The organism is Methylobacterium sp. NPDC097929 (assembly GCF_049543375.1).
GTDB lineage: Bacteria > Pseudomonadota > Alphaproteobacteria > Rhizobiales > Beijerinckiaceae > Methylobacterium.
The window spans coordinates 406,591-422,948 of the sequence record NZ_JBMVEP010000002.1 but is presented as its reverse complement, the minus strand read 5'-3'; the positions used below and the strand labels follow the sequence as shown (position 1 = coordinate 422,948).

The following is a 16,358-nucleotide window of genomic DNA, read 5'->3' as shown; positions in this document are numbered from 1 at the left end:
GGCCGGCGCCACCCGGTCGGTCCGGGAGCGTCGGCGCTCGAATCCTCTCGGCCGCTGCCCGCCTCGCCCCCGCGGCGGTGCGGCCGTCACTGCAGCGTCACTTCTTCGTCGGCGGCAGCTCGACCGTTTCGGGCTTCACCTGGGCGCCGGGGCGGATCTTGGCGACGCCGTTGACGACCACGAGGTCGTCAGCCTTCACGCCATCGCGGACCACGCGGTATCCATCGACGATCGGCCCGAGCTTCACGGTCTTGGCCGCGACCTTGTCGCCCTCGCCGAGCACGTAGACGATGCGCTTGTCCTGGTTGGCCGAGACCGCCTCGTCGGGAATCATGATGCCCTTGAACGGCTTGGTCGCGGGCATCGAGACGATGCCGAACAGGCCCGGCTTGATGAACCGGTCGGGGTTCTCGACGGTGGCGCGCAGGAGCATCGTGCCGGTCTGGTTGTCGACCCGGTTGTCGACGAAGTCGAGCGTGCCCTTGCGAGTCGGCTTCTCCTCGCCGGACAGGGCGATGAGGACCGGGGCACCCTTGCCGCGCTGCATCTGGCCCATGCCGATGCCGAGGGTGTCCTGGTACTTCAGAAACGAGCGCTCATCGACGTTGAAGCCGAAATAGACCGGATCGAGCGAGACGATCCGGGTCAGGATCGTCTGGTCGGTGCTGACGATGTTGCCCTCGGTGACGAGACGCTGGCTGATCCGCCCGTTGATCGGCGACTTCACTTCCGTGAAGTCGTAGTTGAGCTGGGCGTTGCGAAGCGCGGCTTCCGCGCTGTCCACGTCGGCCTGCGCGGTCTGCGAGGCCTGGCGGCGCTGGTCGGTGACCTGCTCGGAGATATTGCCGCCGCGCGAGAGCACCTGTGCGCGCTCGAGGTCGGTCTGCGTGAAGGACAGACGCGCTTTGGCCGAGACCAGCGCGGCCTGCGCCTGCTCCAGCGCCGCCTTGTAGGGCCGGCGGTCGATGATGAAGAGCACCTCGCCCTTCTTCACGTCCGCGCCGTCCTGGAACATGATCTTGTCGAGGTAGCCCGTCACGCGGGCGCGCACCTCGACGAATTCGATCGGGTCGAAGCGGCCGGTATACTGGTCCTGCTCGACGATCTCCCGCACCACCGGCTTGGCGACCGTCACGGCCGGCGGCGGGGCTCCCGGCATCTGCGCCTGGGCGGCGCCAGCGCCCAGGAGGACGACGACAGCCAGCGGCGTGGCGAGGAGAAGTGGCCTGAGGCTGCGCATCATTCGGTTCCCTGCATGGCGCGGCCTAGTCCCGGCAGCGCCGTATGGGGCGTGCGCTCGCGCACATAGCCGCCGATTCTCTCGCAAGTCGTCGCGGAACGGCGCTTCGTGCCAGCAATTGTTAACCTTCGATCGGTTCTCCCGACCCGTACCAGTCCTTGAAGGCACCGGCGTAATGCTCGTTCAGGTCGAGTCCGGCCTGCTGCGCGGCGGCGATGGCGTGGACCGAGCGCACGCCGGAGGCGCAGGAGAAGACCGGCCGGCGTCCGTCCGCCTCGATCAGAGCCTTGAGGGCATCGGCATCGAAGGTCGAGAGCGGATGGGAGACGGAACCCGGAATGCGCCCGCGGGCGAATTCGTGATCCTCCCGCACGTCGATGAGCAGGAGTGAGCCGTCCGACAGGCCCTGCTTGACCGTCTCACGGTCGAGGTCGACCACCTTCATCGCAACCGACCTTTCCGGGGCTGGAGCGCTCACCGCCCAAACCGTCGTGGCGGGCCTTGCGCGACGGGGTTTCTTATGTCGCCGGGCCTGCGCCGCGCAACCGGCGGCCGGGACACCCGCCCGCGCTCAAAGGTCCACGGCGGCCGGCAGGCGGTCCAGCGCGGCGTCCGCCCGCTCGAAATGCGCCGCCCAGCTCGGCGGCGCGTAGCCCGCCAGCCGGCCGGCCAGTTCCGCACGCAGGGCGGAGCCCGGCTCGCTCAGAGCGGTCACGGCCTGCGCCCAGCCGGGGCCGTCGAGGGGATCGAGGAAATGGGCGAAGCGTCCGCCGATCTCCCGGTGGACCGGGATGTCGGAGGCGACGACCGGCAGGCCGCTCGCCGCCGCCTCGACCACCGGAAGGCCGTATCCCTCGATGAAGGAGGGCATCAGCAGGGCGGTGGCGCCGCGCATCAGGCGCGCGAGACCGTGCGTGGACAGGCCGACGACCTCGCTCACATGGGGGCGCAGGGCCGGGCAGCGATCGAGCATGTCCGCGACGCTCTCGATCTCCCAGCCGCGCCGGCCGATCACGACGAGGCGCGGGGTCGCCGCGCCCAGGCGCTCGGCGAGGCTGCGCCAGACGTTGAGCAGCAGCAGGTGGTTCTTGCGCGCCTCGATGGTGCCGCAGACGAGGAAGGTCGGGCGGGCGAGGCCCGGCAGGCCCGCGCCCCGTTCCGAGAAGACCGGCTCGACGCCGAGCGGGGCCACGCTCACCGGCCGGGGGGGCAGGCCCTGCTCCCGCAGGTAGCGCGTGAAGCGCTCGCCGACATCGCCCGAATTGACGAGGACGTGGGCCGCGTGGCGCGCCACCGTCGCCATGCGCGAGGCGTGGCGCTCGGCCTCTCCCGGCCGACCGTATTCCGGATGCGAGATCGGGATCAGGTCGTGCACGAAGAAGACCGGCCGCACGTCGCGCCGGGTGTAGAGCCAGTCGAAGCGCGCGGGCAGATCGAGGCGGAGATGGGAGGTGTGGAGATAGATCGTGCCCGGCGGCAGCCGGTCGATGCCGTCGGCGCGCAGCACCCGCAGCAGGGTCTCGGCCTGAAGCCGGCGGCGATGCAGCCCTCCCCCGCCCCGGCGCCCGCCCGCCGTCCGGGCCGGCGGGGTGTCCGAGGCGAGGCAGGCCGCGAGATCCCGGAAGACGGGATCCGCCTCGGCGGTGATGTCCTCCACCCAGCCCGCCGCGACGGTCTCGACGATGTCGCGGGCGCTCGCGCGATCGAGGACGCGCGGTCCGAGCGCGGTCGAGACGAGGCCGAACCGCGTGCCCTCGGGGCCGCCGTCGAGGGTGTGGCGGGCATAGGCGAGATCGACCCGGTCGATTCCGGTCGGGCTGGCATGGCGCAGCCGCGTGATGAGGCGGGTCAGGTCGATGGCGACGGTCGCAGGCATGGGGCGCTGAATAGACCGGTTCCGGGGCCCGTGGCGACCGCCGACCCGCGCCGGTCCCCTCCCCGCCTCACGTCGGTTCCGCGCCGGTCGCCCGCGGCCCTAATGCTGCGCCCGGTCGATGGAGCCTGGCCGGCTCGCGATCTCGCGGCCGAGCTCCATCAGAACGGCATCGACGAGCCGGCGCAGCTTGCGGCTGCCGCTCAGGTCGATCGCCTGACGGGCGGCGATGAGCAGTTCCGCCGCCTCGTCGATGGCCTCGGCCGCGATATCCCTGTCGCGCCCCAGCAGGGCGCGGGCCTCGGCGCTGAGCGCGGCGACGTCGACCAGCGTTCCCTCGGCGCGCACCGGCCGCTCCTGCCCGTCCCGCTCGATCCGGCCGCGGCACAGCACCCGGCGCAGGCCTCCGGTCACGGCCGCGAAGTGGAACTCGGCCGAGACCTCGTCCTCCCCCTGCTCGGCGGCCCGAAAGAGCTCGGCCAGGAACCGGTCAGCCTCCTGAAGGTCGAGACCGGCGGTCGCGCGCTCGCCGCGCAGCGCGCGCCCGGCCAGATCGCCGTCGCCCGCCATCAGGTCGGCCCCACCCTCGTCCAGAAGGAAGTGTCCGGTGGCCGGATCCCATTCCCAGGCTCCGACGGTGCCGGCTTCCGCCAGCGTTCCGACGAGGGCCGGGTTCGCGCCCGTCCGGGCGTCACTGCGTCTGCGTTTCAAAATCTTGCTCCCCGCGCAGGATGCGTCAGGCTGATCATGTCCACGTCGCCGCGGCGCGCGGGCTGCGGCGGCTCTGTTCTGGCGGCGGGCGTCGCGCGTCCGCCGCCGGGTCCCGGCCGTCAGGAGGCGAGGCGGGCGACGCTCGTGCGCGACGGGGCCAGCACCGAGCGGATGTCACCGCGCTTGGCCTGGAGCTGGCGCAGGGAGCGGCGGTCGAAGGCCGCCTCGACGGCCACGATTTCCTCGCCCTCGATCTCGTGTGGCAGACCGAGCGGGATGGCGCGCAGATGCAGCTGTAGGAGGCGCAGGATCCAGCTCGTCGGCATCTCGGAGACGAAGCTCGACACGCCGCGGGGCAGGCCCCACTCGACGATCGCCGTCATGAGGGCGAGCGCGGTCGGGTTGAGGCGCCGGCCCGAGGTGCGGGCGCTCTCGGCCACACAGATGCGGCCCCACTCGAAGATGTGCGGGCCCGAGGGCGCCGTGCCCTCGCAGAGCTGCGGCAGCACCATCGGCAGCAGGTAGGGCCGGGTGGTCGGCAGCAGCCGCGAATAGCCGATCACGGCCTCGTCGTCGTCGAGGGCGAGGAGGTGAACGGCGTGCTCGTCGTCGAACTCGTCGATCTCGCGCCGGTCGGGGCGGGCGAGAGCGCTCCAGCCCAACTCCTCCACGAAGACCCGGTGCCGCAGGCGGAAGGCCTGATCGAGGGCGCCGGCGTAGTCCTGCATATTCTCCGCGGTCACGACATGGATCATCGGAACACCTCTTGGCAAATCCAAGATCGGTGATCCCAAATCCGGGTACCCCGCATCACTACGGGTTTCCGTAGGGTTTTGTACGGGGCCGGACGTTCGCGGCCGGACGCACACGGTTCCGCCGCCGGCCAAAGCCCGAGAAGCCGCCGAAGACCGACGAATCGGCGCGCAAACTCTCTATCGTGGATTGCAGATGGGAGGCAACGTCCGGCCTCGTCGACGCCGTGGAGACGCCGGTCCCGTCAGACGATCAGGCCGCGTCGGAAGCCTTCGGCCACCGCCTGAGCCCGGGTCACGCAGCCGAGCTTCACCCGGGCCGAGCGGAGATGGAAATCCGCCCCGTGGCGCGAGATGCCCATCAGTTCGCCGATCTCCCAGTCCGTCTTGCCCTCGGCGGCCCATTGCAGGCTCTCGCGCTCGCGCGCGGTCAGGCCGATCCGGCGCTCGCTGGGGCCGCTGTCGATGAGCAGCATCTGCCCGACCACGTAGGAGGCCAGAAGCGTCAGCACCCCGCGCTGGGCCGGGCTGATGTCGAGGCGGGGACCTGCGAAGGTCAGGCCGCCGCGCTCCTCTTCCAGGGTCGCGAGCGGCACGGTGAAGCCCTCGCCGAGGCCGAACTCGCGGGCCTCGCCCATCACCTGCTGCGAGCGCCGCTCCGCGAGGGACGCGGCTTCGATCTCCGACCATTGGAAGCCGGTCGTCGTGCCGAGCGTCGCCTGAACGACGGGGTCCGCGTACATGTAGCCTTTGGAGAAGTAGAGCCGGTTCCACTCTGCCGGCGTATTTTCGACGATGACGTAGTTCTTCTGCGTCCGCGCCGGCAGACGCTTGATGGGAATCATCGACGAGATGACGTATTCAATCCCAAATGAGTTCAATCGCGGCATGATGGCCCGCAGGACATCCTCACGCGAATGCGCTCGATCGAGCGATTTGAGGATTTCCAACGTCAGGTCGAGCGATTTTCGGGACATGGCGCACGAAAGAGATGCATTCCCATTACGATAGGTCGGAATGACGCAGTTGAGAAGTGCTGTTTAAAATTTCTTTTAAGTTGCATTATAGCCTTCTGACGGGGCTGCTTGCGCCGCGTGCAGCGGGACTGGCTCCGGCGGTCATGAGCCGTCGAAAATCGGGTTCCGAAACAGTTCGCGCCATCTTTCTCCCGGGCTGGACCAACCGATCATCGTTCGTCTGGCGATGCCTTCGTCGCGGCGGAGCGAGACGATGCGGGACCGGACGCGCCGAACGGGAGGTTTCGCGCGTCCGGCCCTCGCAGAAACGGCAAGAGGAACGCGCGTCCGTCCTACGGGGCTGCCGCGGGCATCCTTCGACCCTCCGCCCATTGTTTCCCAGGAGCAGTGACACGCGGTTCGAACGCCTTCAGGTTGCATTCCGGCGTCGGCGAGCGGGCTGGTCGCACGTGACACGAGGGCGAACGTGTGTCGCTCACGGAGCGCCGGGCCGCCTCGCCGCCCGCGGCTCTTTCCTCGATGATGGAGTGAAGCCGTCCGGTCACGCGACGGGCGCGGCACGGCTGCGGCCATCGCGGGTCGATCGAGAAAGAAGCTGATCGCGCGGCCGCCCGGGCCCGGGCCGACGAGCAGCACGCGAAATGCCCTCGGCGGGGCAGGCGAAAGCTGGACTCGTCGTCGAAAAGGAATGGTCGGAGTGGCGGGATTCGAACCCACGACCCCTAGTCCCCCAGACTAGTGCGCTAACCGGGCTGCGCTACACTCCGACGCCCCTGAGGGCTCGGCGCTCTTAGCTTTCCGCCTCGGGCCGCGCAACCCCTTTTCGCGGCGGTCGCCGCCGAAGCCACCGTCCGGCGACCGGGAGGCGCTCGACGCCGCCGGCCCGATCCCGAGACGGCTTCGGAGTCAACTCGGCTGGGGAGTTCCGGCCATCGGCCCGCTCTCCGAGGGGTCGGCGGCCCGGAGGCTGTTGACGGCACTGTCGGGCTATGGCTGTAGGCAGGGCACCGCCCTGCAGGGATCGATAATCCGTCATGTCCGAAGGCGATACGCTGTCCAAGGCCCTTGCCGATGTCCGGAGTCGGATGGGTGACCTCCAGGCCGAGTACGACCGGATCTCGGCCGAGTTGACCAAGCTCAAGGTGGCCGAGCGCTCGCTGGCGGCGATCGTCGAGGGCGTTCCGCTGGAGGGCGTGGGCGGGCTCGGCGGGTCCAAGGCGGATGCGGGCGACGGCGCGGCGCGCGCGGGGCGCGGCGGCCGGGGCAGCCGCGGACCGCGGGCGAACTCGGCTAAGGGGCGGCTGAAGGCCCTTCTCGATGAGGCCGGACCGCAGGGCCTGTCGCATGCCGAGATCGCCCGGCGCCTGCCGGATGTCGCCCCCAACACTCTGAACACCTATCTGAGCGTCATGGCCAATAGCGGCGAGGCGGTCCGGCGGGGCGACTTCTACTCGGCCGGCACGCCGGCCCCGTCGGCCCAAGGCGAGCCGGACGATGAGGCCGAGACCCAGGAAGCGGACGAGGACGCCGACACGCAGGCCTGATCGCCGCCCGCCCTCACGGCGGCGAGGAGGGGTGGCGGGCGCTGTCCGAGACCTTCAGTCCGGCAATGCGAAGACGACGAGGGCGTCGCCCGTGCCGAAGCCCGAGCCTTTGGTGAACGAGGCGCCGCCCGCGGCCACCGCCACGTATTGGCGGCCGTCGATCGCGTAGGTGACCGGCGGCCCGCCGATGCCGGCTCCGCACTGGAAGCGCCAGAGGATGTCGCCGCTCGCCGCATCGTGGGCGTCGAGATGCCCGTCCTCCTCGCCAGAGAAGACGAGGCCGCCCGCGGTCGAGAGCGTTCCGCCCGAGAGCCGGCTGCCGGCCCTGCGCGACCACGCCACCGCTCCGCCCCGGCCGAGATCGACGGCCGTCAGCGTCGAGAAACTGGGTTCGCCCCTCGCCTCACCGGTCTCGGTGTAGCGGACGGCTTCGCGCCCGGCGGCCGGCGGGACGGTCTTGACCGTGTAGGTGGCCGCTCCGTGCCGAACCTGCGCGAAGGCGAGGCCGGCCGCGGCGTCGTAGGCGACGGGATGCCAGGACACCGCCCCGAGCGGGCCGGGGCTGACCACGGTGCCCTCCGGGCTCGGGGGCACGAACAGGTTCTTGTGGGTGATCAGCGGTGCGGATTTGGCCAGGAGGCGTCCGTCGGCCCGGTCGTGCACGTAGATCCAGCCGAGCTTGCTCGCCTGCGCCACCGCCTTCACGGGCCCGCTCCCGGCCGCGAAGTCGAGCAGGAAGGGCGGGCTCGCCACGTCGTAGCCCCACTGCTCGTGCGGGACCTGCTGATAGTGCCAGCGCAGAGCGCCGCTCCGCACGTCGAGCGCCACGAGGCTCATCGTGTAGAGGTTGTCACCCGGCCGCGTCAGGCCGAAATTCTGCGGGGCCGGATTGCCGGTGCCGAGATAGATCAGGCCGAGCGCCGGATCGTAGGCCGGGGTCATCCAGAGCGAGCCGCCGCCGACCTTCCAGGCCTCGGCATGGCGCGGTGCGGCCGCCTTCTCGGCGGCGATGTCCCGGTTGAGCGGCAGCCCGTCGGCGGTCTTCTCGACGAAGCCGCCCTCCCAGCCCTCCGCCTTGGTGACGTACCAGCGCCAGCGCTCCTCGCCCGTCCGCGCGTCGTAGGCGGCGAGCCAGCCGCGCCGGCCGTAGCCGCCCTCGATCCCGACCACGGCGCCGCCGTCGAGCCCGCCCTTCTCGTCCTCGACATGCAGGCCGTAGCCCGCCCCCGTGACGCCGACGATGACGAGACCCTCGGCCACGAGTGGCGGCATCTTGAAGCCGAGCCGGCTCGAGCCCTGAACCGGCTTGTCGCCGAGTGACGCCGCCAGTGCCGAGGCGGTCTCGCTCTCGCCCTCCTCCGGGCGCACCGCCTCCCGGTCCCAGACCAGCCGGCCGCTCTTCGCGTCGAGGGCGATCACCCGTCCGTCCATGGTCGCCTCGAAGACGAGGCCGCCGGACACCGCCACGCCCCGGTTCGAGGGCGGCCCGAAGATCTTCTCGGTGCGCGCCTTGTGCGTATAGGTCCAGAGGACGCGCCCGGTTTTCGCCTCCAGGGCCGCCACGTGGTTGCCCGTGGTCGAGAGGTACATCACGCCGTCGACCACCACGGGCTCGGCCTGGAAGGTCCCGGTCACGCCGGTCTGGAAGATCCAGGCCGGGCGCAGGCGGGCGACGTTGCCGCGGTCGATCTGCGCCAGCGGCGAGTGGTGCGTGTTGGCGGCATCCCGCCCGAAGGCCGGCCAATCCTGCGGGGGCCGAGCGCCCTCTCCTGCGCCCTTTCCTGCGCCCTCGCCCGCGCTGGCCGCCGCGAGCGACGCCAGCAACGCCAGAGGCGCGGCGACGCGGCGACGGAAAACCCGACCCTCGGCAAGCGTCGTCGCCCGCGTCTTTGCCTGTCGCGTCACGGTCCTCTCCTCCCTCTTTGCCTCTTGGTTAGGGCGAGACGGGACGTCTGTCGAATGGATCGGCGCCAAGGATGCCCCGACATCTTTCTCGGACCTATTGCCTCGCGAAATCGTTGTTGAAGCATATCGGACCGGCATCGCATGCGAGCGACGGCCGCTTCACCGAGACGAGGGAGATCGATGCGTACTCTGATCCTGGCCGCGACCCTGGCCTTCGCCACCCCCGCCCTCGCCCAGACCGCGGCACCGGGGCCGGCGGCGCCGCAATCCGGTGCACCGGTGGCCGGCGGCCAGAACAACACCGGGGCCGACAACAACGTCACCATTCCGCGCGGCAGCACCGGGGCGGACACGGTGCAGACCAATTCGGCCGCGGGCGGCAACGCCAACCAGCCCTCGCGGGCCGTGCCGCAGGGCAGCGGCGGCGGTGGCAGCGGCAGCGGCGGCGGCAACTGAGACACCAAGCCTGCCGTTGAGAGAGAGGGCCCGGCCGCTGCGCCGGGCCCTTTTCGCGTGCCGGACGAGCGATCCCGCCCCGGCGGGCGGTTCGAGCGAGGCCGTCAGGCGCGCGGGGCCATCCGCAACTCGAAATGGGCGCCCGGCCCCGGCCGCAGCGCCAGCGTTCCGTCGAGCTGGCGGGCGAGGTTGCCGATGATGCGCATCCCGAGACTCGCCCGCGCCTTCAGCGGATCGAAGCCCGGCGGCAGGCCGATTCCGTCGTCGCTGACGGAGACGGTCAATCCGCCGTCCTCGCGCATCGCCGCCGTGACCCGGATCGCGCCCTGGCCTTCCGGGTAGGCGTACTTGATCGCGTTGGTGACGAGTTCGTTCACGAACAGGCCGAGGGGGATCGCGAGGTCGGCCGGCATCGTCACCGCCGCGGCCCGGCAGATCAGCGCGTGGGCGCCCGCGGTCTCGGTGAGCTTCTCGCACAAGGCTTCGAGGAAGCCCGCCACGTCGATGCGGGTCAGGTCGGGCTGGCGCCAGAGCTGGTCGTGAACCTGCGCCACCGCCTCGACGCGGGTGCGCGCATCGGCGAGCGCGCTCTTCACGTCCGGGTTCTCGGTGCCGCGCGCCTGAAGGGCGAGCAGGCCCGCCACGACGGCGAGGCTGTTCTTGACCCGGTGGCTCATCTCCCGGCTCAGCAGGTCCTGCCGTTCGATCGCGACCTTGAGCTGGGCCTCCGAGCGCTGGCGCTCGATGGCGCTGCCCAGGAGGTTGGCGAAGCCCTGCATGAAGGCGATGTCGGCCGGCCCGAACACGCCCTCGCGGGTGTCGTCCACCTCCAGCACGCCGTAATGGCCCTCGCGGTTGGTGATGAGCATGTTGACCGCCCGGCGGATGCCGTGGCTGGCCATGAGTTCGGGCGTGCGGAAGCGCGTCTCGTTCTCGAGGTGGTTGGAGATGACCGGGCGGCCGGTCTTCAGGGCGTAGCCCGCGGGCGAGGCGAGGTCGGCACCGACCGTGGCCCGCCCGACGCATTCCGGCTCCCAGCCGACGCCGGCGCAGACGAGGAGCAGATCCGCGGCGGGCTGGTACTCCAGCGCCTTGCAGAACTGCGCCTGCATGCCCTGTGCGCAGAGTTCCGTCGCCCGCTGCAGGAGCGGCAGGAGTTCGGTGGCCCGCAGGGCCTCCACGCCGAAATCGGAGAGGATCGCCTGCTGGCGCAACCGGAGGTCAAGCGCCTCGGGCGACAGGTCGGTCATGGAATCGGCTCGGCTTTCCCAGGATGCGGGCGCGCGCGCGTCGGCGCGCGGGCCGCCCTCGCAGACGACGATGTCCACAATGTGGGAGGTGGGCCTTCAACGTCCGATGGAAAGACCCGGAAGGCCCCGGTCCTTCCATCCGCAGCGGCTTTCGCGCCGCCGACCCGAGCCGAAGACGGGGCGCCCGGAGCCGGAATCCGGCTCCGGGCCGTTGCCGCAGGGTTTGGCCTCAGGGTTTAGCGTTGAGCAGCGCCTCGGCTCGGTCGAGGGCCGCCTCGCAGCCCTTCGCATCGCCCTTGCCGTCGGCGGTGCGGGCCTCCTCCAGCGCGACCTTGGCCTGCTGGGCTTGGTCGGCGCCCTTGCCCGCCTCGGCGGACTTTTCCGGGGGCGCCTCGCGCCGGTCGGTCTGACCGCCGGTGCCGGTCTGGCCCTCACCCTCGCGGTGGGCCGCGATGGTCTTGCTGCCGGTGGAGGCCGAAATCGCGGTGTTCGCCTCGGACTTCACCCGCCCGTCGAGGGTGGCGATCCGGTCGGAGCAGGGGGAGGCCAGGGCCGGCGAGGCGACGAGGGTCGTCAGGAGCGAAAGGCAGAGTGCGGCGCGTGCGGCCTGCGTCATGGAGGGGCGTCCTCTTCGTGGCGAATACGACGGGGAAAGCCGCGAGGGCGCCCGCGGGTTGCCATCCCGAGCGCGGAAGAGGCCGGCCCCGCGCCCGAGGCATGGCGCTCCCCTTCCCCGGTTCGGGGCTCAGGCCGCCTTCACCGTCGTGAGAAAGCCGCTCACCGCGGCGCCGAGCTGCTCGGAGCGGCGCGTGAGTTCGGAAGCCGAGGCGAGGACCCGAGCCGAGGCCGCGCCGGTCTGTCCCGCCACGTCCCGGACGGCCACGATGTTGCCGGTGACGGATTGCGTGCCCTGGGCCGCCTGGGCGACGTTGCGCACGATCTCCTGGGTGGCGGCGCCCTGCTGCTCCATCGCCGCGGCGACGCCGCCCGCGATCGTCTGAAGCTCGACGATGGTCTGGCCGATGGCCTGGATGGCGGCGACCGCCTGCCGCGTCTCGTTCTGGATGTGACCGATCTGCGCCGAGATCGTTCGGGTCGCTTGGCTCGTCTGCTCGGCGAGTTCCTTCACCTCGCCCGCCACCACGGCGAAGCCGCGGCCTGCCTCGCCGGCGCGGGCCGCCTCGATCGTGGCGTTGAGCGCCAGCAGGTTGGTCTGGCCGGCGATGGCCGAGATCATGCCGACGACGGCGCCGATCTTCTCGGCGCCCTCCGACAGGTTGCGGATGATCGCGTCCGTGCGCGCGGCGTCGGCGGCGGCCCGGTCGGACATGCCGGAGGAGCGGGCGACCTGCGCGGCGATTTCGCCGATCGAGGAGGCCATCTCCTCGCTGGCCGAGGCCACCATCTGGACGTTGGCCGACATCTGCTCGGCCGCACTCGCCACGCTCGCCGATTGCTCGGTCGTCGTGGAGGCCGAGCGCGCCATGCCCTGCGCCGTCGCCTCCATCTCGCTGGCGGCGGAAGCCAGGGCGAGGGAGAGGCCGGAGACCTCCGCCTCGAAGCTTGCCGTGGCCTGATCGAGGGCCTTCGAGCGGCGCGCCTTCGTCTCGGCGTCGCGCGTCCCGCTCACATCCGCCTCGCGCCGGGCGATCATCGCATCCTTGAACACCTGGACGGCGCGGGCCATCGCGCCGATCTCGTCGCGCCGGGCCGCGCCGTCGATCGCGACGGCGAGGTCGCCCGCCGCGAGCCGGCTCATCGTGCCGGTGATGGCGTTGATCGGGCGGACGACGCCGCCCAGCACGGTCAGGACGCCGTAGGCGAGGCCGCCGCAGGCCAGCAGCAGGCAGGCCAGGATCGCCGCGCCCGACCAGCCGGCGGCGACCTGCGAGCGATCGAACTCGGCGCGGCTCTCGCGCACCTGCAGCGCGGTCAGCTTCGACATGGCCTGCTGGAATTGCGGCATCCGCATCAGCAGGGTCTCGTGCGCGGCGGCATGCGCGTCGGAATTCCCGCGCGACAGCTGCGTGACGAGGTCGGCGATCATCGTCCCGTTGCGCGTCATGTGCCCCTGCATCACCGCGATGAGCGTGGACTCCTCCTCGGTTTGACTTGTCGCGACGTAGTCGGACCACGCCTTGCTCAGTTCGCGCGCATTGCGCTCGATCGATTCGGCGGCCGCCTTCGGGACGCTCTGCCCCTCGGCGGCGCTGCGCGAGGATTCGATGATCCGGTCATAGCTGTCGCGCATGGCCAGGAACCGGCTCAGCGGAACGAGCCGGTCCTCGAAGTTGCTCTTGAGGCTGGCATTGCTCCAGGCGAGTGAGAGGCTCCCGACGCCTGTCGAGATCAAGAGCAACAGCCCCATGAACGACAGCATGAGGATCAGCCGGCTTTTGATCGTCACGGGCAACATGGAGGGCATCCCGGGGCATTTCCTGCTCTGGTTGCCGATCCTGGCGCCGGATTGTGCAAGATAAGTAAAATATGATGGCCGCGGCGGGATAAAATGTGGCCGCTGTGACGTGGATCAGGCTTGGTCCGGGTGACGAGCCGCCCGTCTCCGAGAACCGCTCTTGCGATGTCGTGCCATCGAGGCGGTCGTTCCGCCCGATCCCGTCCGCGAGGCTTTGGATGCAGAAGCGCCCTCGGCGGACCCGTCGCATCTCCGGTTGGAGAGCGACGGGTCCGCCGAGGGCGCTTCCCATGATCTCGACGGCCGGCCTCGACCGGCCTCTCGATCCCGGCTCTGCCGCCGGGACCGAGGCTGACGGATCAGGTGCTGAGCTGGTCGCGCAGCGGCAGCTCGCGCACCCGCCGGCCGGTGGCGGCGAAGACGGCGTTGGCGATGGCCGGCGCGACCGGGGGCACGCCCGGCTCGCCGACGCCGCCGAGCGGGCTGTCGTAGTCGTTCGAGGGCAGGAGGTGCACCCGCACCGCCTTCGGGGCGGCGTCGATGCGCAGGACCTCGTAGCCGTCGTAGTTCGACTGCTCGGCTCGGCCGTTCTTGAAGGTGATCTTCGAGGTGAGCGCGAGGCCCATCCCCATGACCACCGCGCCCTCCATCTGCGAGCGGACGCGCTCCGGGTTCACCTGCGGCCCGCAATCGACGGCGATGTCGATGGCGTGGACCCTCACCCCACCCTTGTCGTCCACCTCCACCTCGGCGGCGACTGCGGTGTAGGTCACGAAGCTGTAATGGCCGGCGATGCCGAGACCCCGGCCCTTCTCCAGCTTGCGGCCCCATCGGGCCCCGTCGGCCACCGTCTCGATCACGCGGCGCAGGCGGCCGGTATCGACGGGGTAGCGCTTCGGGTCCTCGCCGTAGTTCCAGACATCGCCCATCTCGGTCGGGTCGATCTTCCGGGCCGGGCCGATGAGGTCGAGGAGGTAATCCTTCGGATCGCGGCCCGCGGCGTGCGCGAGTTCGGCCACGAAGGACTGGATCGCGAAGGCGTGCGGGATGTTCGAGACCGAGCGGAACCAGCCGATCCGGGTATGGGCGCTCGCCGCCGGGTTCTCGAACCGCAGGTTCTTCAGGGCGAAGGGGTTGTTCACGAGACCCATGCCGAGTTCGAACGGCAGCTCGTGCTTGGGATCGGGCGCGAAGATCGAGCCGATCGTCGGCGCGACCGAGCGGTGCAGCCACGCCACCGGCATGCCCTTGTCGTCGAGGCCGGCCTCGATCCGCTCCACCGAGATGGTGTGGTAGTAGCTGTGCTGGATGTCGTCCTCGCGGGTCCAGACCAGCTTGACCGGCGCGCCGTCCATCGCCTGGGAGCAGAGCGCGGCCTCGACCACGTAGTCGGGCTTGGACTTGCGGCCGAAGCCGCCGCCGAGCAGCGTCACGTTCACCCGCACCTTGTCGGTGGGGAGGTTGAGGCGCTTCATCACCCGGTCGTGGGCGGCCTGCGGCCCCTGCGTGCAGGCCCAGACCTCACAGGCGCCGTCCTTGATCCGCGCGACCGCGGCCGGAGGCTCCATCGGCGCCTGGGCGAGATGGGGCACGAAGTACTCCGCCTCGAGCTTCGACTTGGCGCCCTTCATCGCGCCGTCGACATCGCCCGCGACCCGCACGACCTTGCCGGGCTTGCGCGCGGCGGCTTCCAGCTCCTTGCGGAAGGCGGTGGTGTCGTAGCCGGCGTTCGGGCCGTCGTCCCAGGTGATCTTGAGAGCCTCGCGGCCCTTCATCGCCGCCCAGGTGTTCTTGGCGATGACCGCGATGCCGCCCAGCGGCATGAACTCCGACGGGATCTCGCCCCCCTCGATCTTGACGATCTTGACGACGCCCGGGACCTTCTTGGCCTCGCTGTCGTCGAAGGAGACGACCTTGCCGCCGTAGACGGCCGGGCGGGCGACGACGGCGTAGAGCATCCCGTCGAGCTTGACGTCGAGGGCGTAGATCGCCTTGCCGGTGGTGATGTCGCGGTTGTCGATGAGGCCGATCTGGCCCTTGCCGATGTAGCGGAAGGCGTCCGGCTTCTTGAGCCCCACGCTCTCGCGGGCCGGGACCGGCAGGCCTGCCGCGGCCTCGGCCACCTCGCCGTAGCCGAGCTTGCGCCCCGACTTGGCGTGGGTCAGCACATGGTTCTCGGCCTTCACCTCGGAGGCCGGCACGCCCCACTGCTTGGCGGCGGCCTGGACCAGCATCAGCCGGGCGGCGGCACCGACATGGCGGAAGTGCTGGAAGAAGTGGCGCAAGCTGCGCGAGCCGTCGGTGTCCTCGTTGCCGAAGCGGGTCTCGTCGCCCCAGGCCTGGACCACCTTCACCTTCGACCAATCGGCCTCCAGCTCGTCGGCGACGGTGAAGGCGATCGAGGTGCGAACGCCCTGGCCCATCTCGGAGCGGTGGTTGGTGACGGTGACCGTGCCGTCGCGCGCGATCGAGACGAAGATCTTCGGGTCGTCGCGCCAGCCGTTGGGCATGCCGTCGGCGCCGAATTTCTTGGCCTTCTGTTCCTCGGTCTGGCCCTCGTCGGCCCGGGCACGGTCCGAGAGCGAGAGAGCGAGCACGAGGGCGCCCATGCCGCCGATGATGCCGCGGCGGCTGAAATTGTCGATGCGGACGGGTCCGGCCGCGTTCTTCGAGGCGGCGAGTTCCGCCATCAGCTTGGCTTCGTGGATCACAGGCGATCTCCCTTGGCGGCGGGCGCCGTCTGGCCGGCGGCCTGATGGATCGCGGCGCGGATGCGCGGATAGGTGCCGCAGCGGCAGATGTTGCCGCTCATGTTCTCGTCGATCTGCTGATCGGTCGGCTTCGGCGCGTCCTTGAGGAGCGAGGCCGCCTGCATGATCTGGCCGGTCTGGCAGTAGCCGCATTGGGCCACGTTCAGGTCGCGCCACGCCACCTGGACCGGGTGGTTGCCGTCGGGCGAGAGCCCCTCGATCGTGGTGATCTCCTGGCCTTCCGCCGCGGAGACCGGGGTGATGCAGGACCGCGCCGCGGTGCCGCCGAGATGAACCGTGCAGGCGCCGCACTGGGCGATGCCGCAGCCGAACTTGGTGCCGGTGAGACCGAGTTCGTCGCGCAGGTACCACAGCAGCGGCATCTCGGGATCGCCGTCGAAGCTGCGCTCGGCTCCGTTGACCGTGAGTTTTATCATTGTGCCATCTACCGTTTCAGGGTGATGCCGGGCATGCGGATGGGAGC

General features: G+C 70.6%; 14 protein-coding genes and 1 tRNA gene. 2 read left to right on the top strand and 13 right to left on the bottom strand.

Features of this window, described 5'->3' with window-relative positions; genetic code table 11:
* Positions 1 to 97: 97 nt before the first annotated feature.
* The 7 genes from ACPCJR_RS10030 to ACPCJR_RS10000 all read right to left on the bottom strand — a co-directional run bounded on the left by ACPCJR_RS10030 (position 98) and on the right by ACPCJR_RS10000 (position 6,320).
* The gene (locus tag ACPCJR_RS10030) at positions 98 to 1,243 is read right to left on the bottom strand and encodes an efflux RND transporter periplasmic adaptor subunit (RefSeq protein ID WP_391512021.1); all 1,146 of its coding nucleotides are present in this window, start codon (positions 1,241 to 1,243) and stop codon (positions 98 to 100) included.
* Positions 1,244 to 1,361: 118 nt separating this feature from the next.
* Complete coding sequence (locus tag ACPCJR_RS10025; protein WP_110351099.1) at positions 1,362 to 1,685, bottom strand: rhodanese-like domain-containing protein; 324 nt, start codon at positions 1,683 to 1,685, stop codon at positions 1,362 to 1,364.
* 126 nt (positions 1,686 to 1,811) lie between these two features.
* Positions 1,812 to 3,116, bottom strand: a complete 1,305-nt coding sequence (locus ACPCJR_RS10020; protein ID WP_391512020.1) for a glycosyltransferase family 4 protein — start codon at positions 3,114 to 3,116, stop codon at positions 1,812 to 1,814.
* A 99-nt stretch (positions 3,117 to 3,215) separates the two neighbouring features.
* Entirely contained in the window at positions 3,216 to 3,824 is a 609-nt protein-coding gene (locus ACPCJR_RS10015; protein WP_391512018.1) for a hypothetical protein, read from the bottom strand.
* Positions 3,825 to 3,943: 119 nt separating this feature from the next.
* Positions 3,944 to 4,579, bottom strand: a complete 636-nt coding sequence (locus ACPCJR_RS10010) for an acyl-homoserine-lactone synthase (RefSeq protein WP_391512017.1) — start codon at positions 4,577 to 4,579, stop codon at positions 3,944 to 3,946.
* Positions 4,580 to 4,821: 242 nt separating this feature from the next.
* Entirely contained in the window at positions 4,822 to 5,553 is a 732-nt protein-coding gene (locus tag ACPCJR_RS10005; protein WP_391512016.1) for a helix-turn-helix transcriptional regulator, read from the bottom strand.
* A gap of 689 nt (positions 5,554 to 6,242) precedes the next feature.
* A tRNA-Pro gene (locus ACPCJR_RS10000) sits at positions 6,243 to 6,320 on the bottom strand.
* Positions 6,321 to 6,587: 267 nt separating this feature from the next.
* Between ACPCJR_RS10000 and ACPCJR_RS09995 the strand changes: the two genes are divergently transcribed.
* A complete protein-coding gene (locus tag ACPCJR_RS09995) occupies positions 6,588 to 7,097 on the top strand; it encodes a hypothetical protein (RefSeq protein ID WP_391512015.1) in 510 nt (169 codons plus the stop codon).
* A 54-nt stretch (positions 7,098 to 7,151) separates the two neighbouring features.
* Here ACPCJR_RS09995 and ACPCJR_RS09990 read toward each other — a convergent pair whose 3' ends face one another.
* Positions 7,152 to 9,002, bottom strand: coding sequence for a pyrroloquinoline quinone-dependent dehydrogenase (locus ACPCJR_RS09990; protein ID WP_391512014.1), 1,851 nt, complete (start codon positions 9,000 to 9,002; stop codon positions 7,152 to 7,154).
* A gap of 180 nt (positions 9,003 to 9,182) precedes the next feature.
* On the opposite strand from ACPCJR_RS09990, the gene ACPCJR_RS09985 reads away from it, so the two are divergent.
* Positions 9,183 to 9,458, top strand: a complete 276-nt coding sequence (locus ACPCJR_RS09985) for a hypothetical protein (RefSeq protein WP_391512013.1) — start codon at positions 9,183 to 9,185, stop codon at positions 9,456 to 9,458.
* A 104-nt stretch (positions 9,459 to 9,562) separates the two neighbouring features.
* Here the strand turns inward: ACPCJR_RS09985 and ACPCJR_RS09980 are convergent, their stop codons facing one another.
* The 5 genes from ACPCJR_RS09980 to ACPCJR_RS09960 form a co-directional block, all read right to left on the bottom strand.
* Positions 9,563 to 10,708 carry a sensor histidine kinase gene (locus ACPCJR_RS09980; protein WP_391512012.1) on the bottom strand — a complete coding sequence of 382 codons (1,146 nt, stop codon included), beginning with the start codon at positions 10,706 to 10,708 and terminating at the stop codon, positions 9,563 to 9,565.
* A gap of 229 nt (positions 10,709 to 10,937) precedes the next feature.
* The gene (locus ACPCJR_RS09975; protein ID WP_391512011.1) at positions 10,938 to 11,324 is read right to left on the bottom strand and encodes a hypothetical protein; all 387 of its coding nucleotides are present in this window, start codon (positions 11,322 to 11,324) and stop codon (positions 10,938 to 10,940) included.
* A gap of 129 nt (positions 11,325 to 11,453) precedes the next feature.
* Entirely contained in the window at positions 11,454 to 13,133 is a 1,680-nt protein-coding gene (locus tag ACPCJR_RS09970; protein WP_391512009.1) for a methyl-accepting chemotaxis protein, read from the bottom strand.
* A 350-nt stretch (positions 13,134 to 13,483) separates the two neighbouring features.
* Entirely contained in the window at positions 13,484 to 15,835 is a 2,352-nt protein-coding gene (locus ACPCJR_RS09965; RefSeq protein WP_391512008.1) for a xanthine dehydrogenase family protein molybdopterin-binding subunit, read from the bottom strand.
* On the bottom strand, positions 15,832 to 16,311 hold the full coding sequence (locus ACPCJR_RS09960) for a (2Fe-2S)-binding protein (RefSeq protein WP_110351108.1): 480 nt from the start codon (positions 16,309 to 16,311) through the stop codon (positions 15,832 to 15,834). The genes ACPCJR_RS09965 and ACPCJR_RS09960 overlap by 4 nt, the downstream gene beginning before the upstream one ends.
* Between the last annotated feature and the right edge of the window lie 47 nt (positions 16,312 to 16,358).

Coding starts and splice junctions, on each gene's coding strand:
- ACPCJR_RS10030 (WP_391512021.1), bottom strand. CDS start 1,243: ATGATGCGCAGCCTCAGGCCACTTCTCCTCGCCACGCCGCTGGCTGTC.
- ACPCJR_RS10025 (WP_110351099.1), bottom strand. CDS start 1,685: ATGAAGGTGGTCGACCTCGACCGTGAGACGGTCAAGCAGGGCCTGTCG.
- ACPCJR_RS10020 (WP_391512020.1), bottom strand. CDS start 3,116: ATGCCTGCGACCGTCGCCATCGACCTGACCCGCCTCATCACGCGGCTG.
- ACPCJR_RS10010 (WP_391512017.1), bottom strand. CDS start 4,579: ATGATCCATGTCGTGACCGCGGAGAATATGCAGGACTACGCCGGCGCC.
- ACPCJR_RS10005 (WP_391512016.1), bottom strand. CDS start 5,553: ATGTCCCGAAAATCGCTCGACCTGACGTTGGAAATCCTCAAATCGCTC.
- ACPCJR_RS09995 (WP_391512015.1), top strand. CDS start 6,588: ATGTCCGAAGGCGATACGCTGTCCAAGGCCCTTGCCGATGTCCGGAGT.
- ACPCJR_RS09985 (WP_391512013.1), top strand. CDS start 9,183: ATGCGTACTCTGATCCTGGCCGCGACCCTGGCCTTCGCCACCCCCGCC.
- ACPCJR_RS09980 (WP_391512012.1), bottom strand. CDS start 10,708: ATGACCGACCTGTCGCCCGAGGCGCTTGACCTCCGGTTGCGCCAGCAG.
- ACPCJR_RS09975 (WP_391512011.1), bottom strand. CDS start 11,324: ATGACGCAGGCCGCACGCGCCGCACTCTGCCTTTCGCTCCTGACGACC.
- ACPCJR_RS09970 (WP_391512009.1), bottom strand. CDS start 13,133: ATGCCCTCCATGTTGCCCGTGACGATCAAAAGCCGGCTGATCCTCATG.
- ACPCJR_RS09960 (WP_110351108.1), bottom strand. CDS start 16,311: ATGATAAAACTCACGGTCAACGGAGCCGAGCGCAGCTTCGACGGCGAT.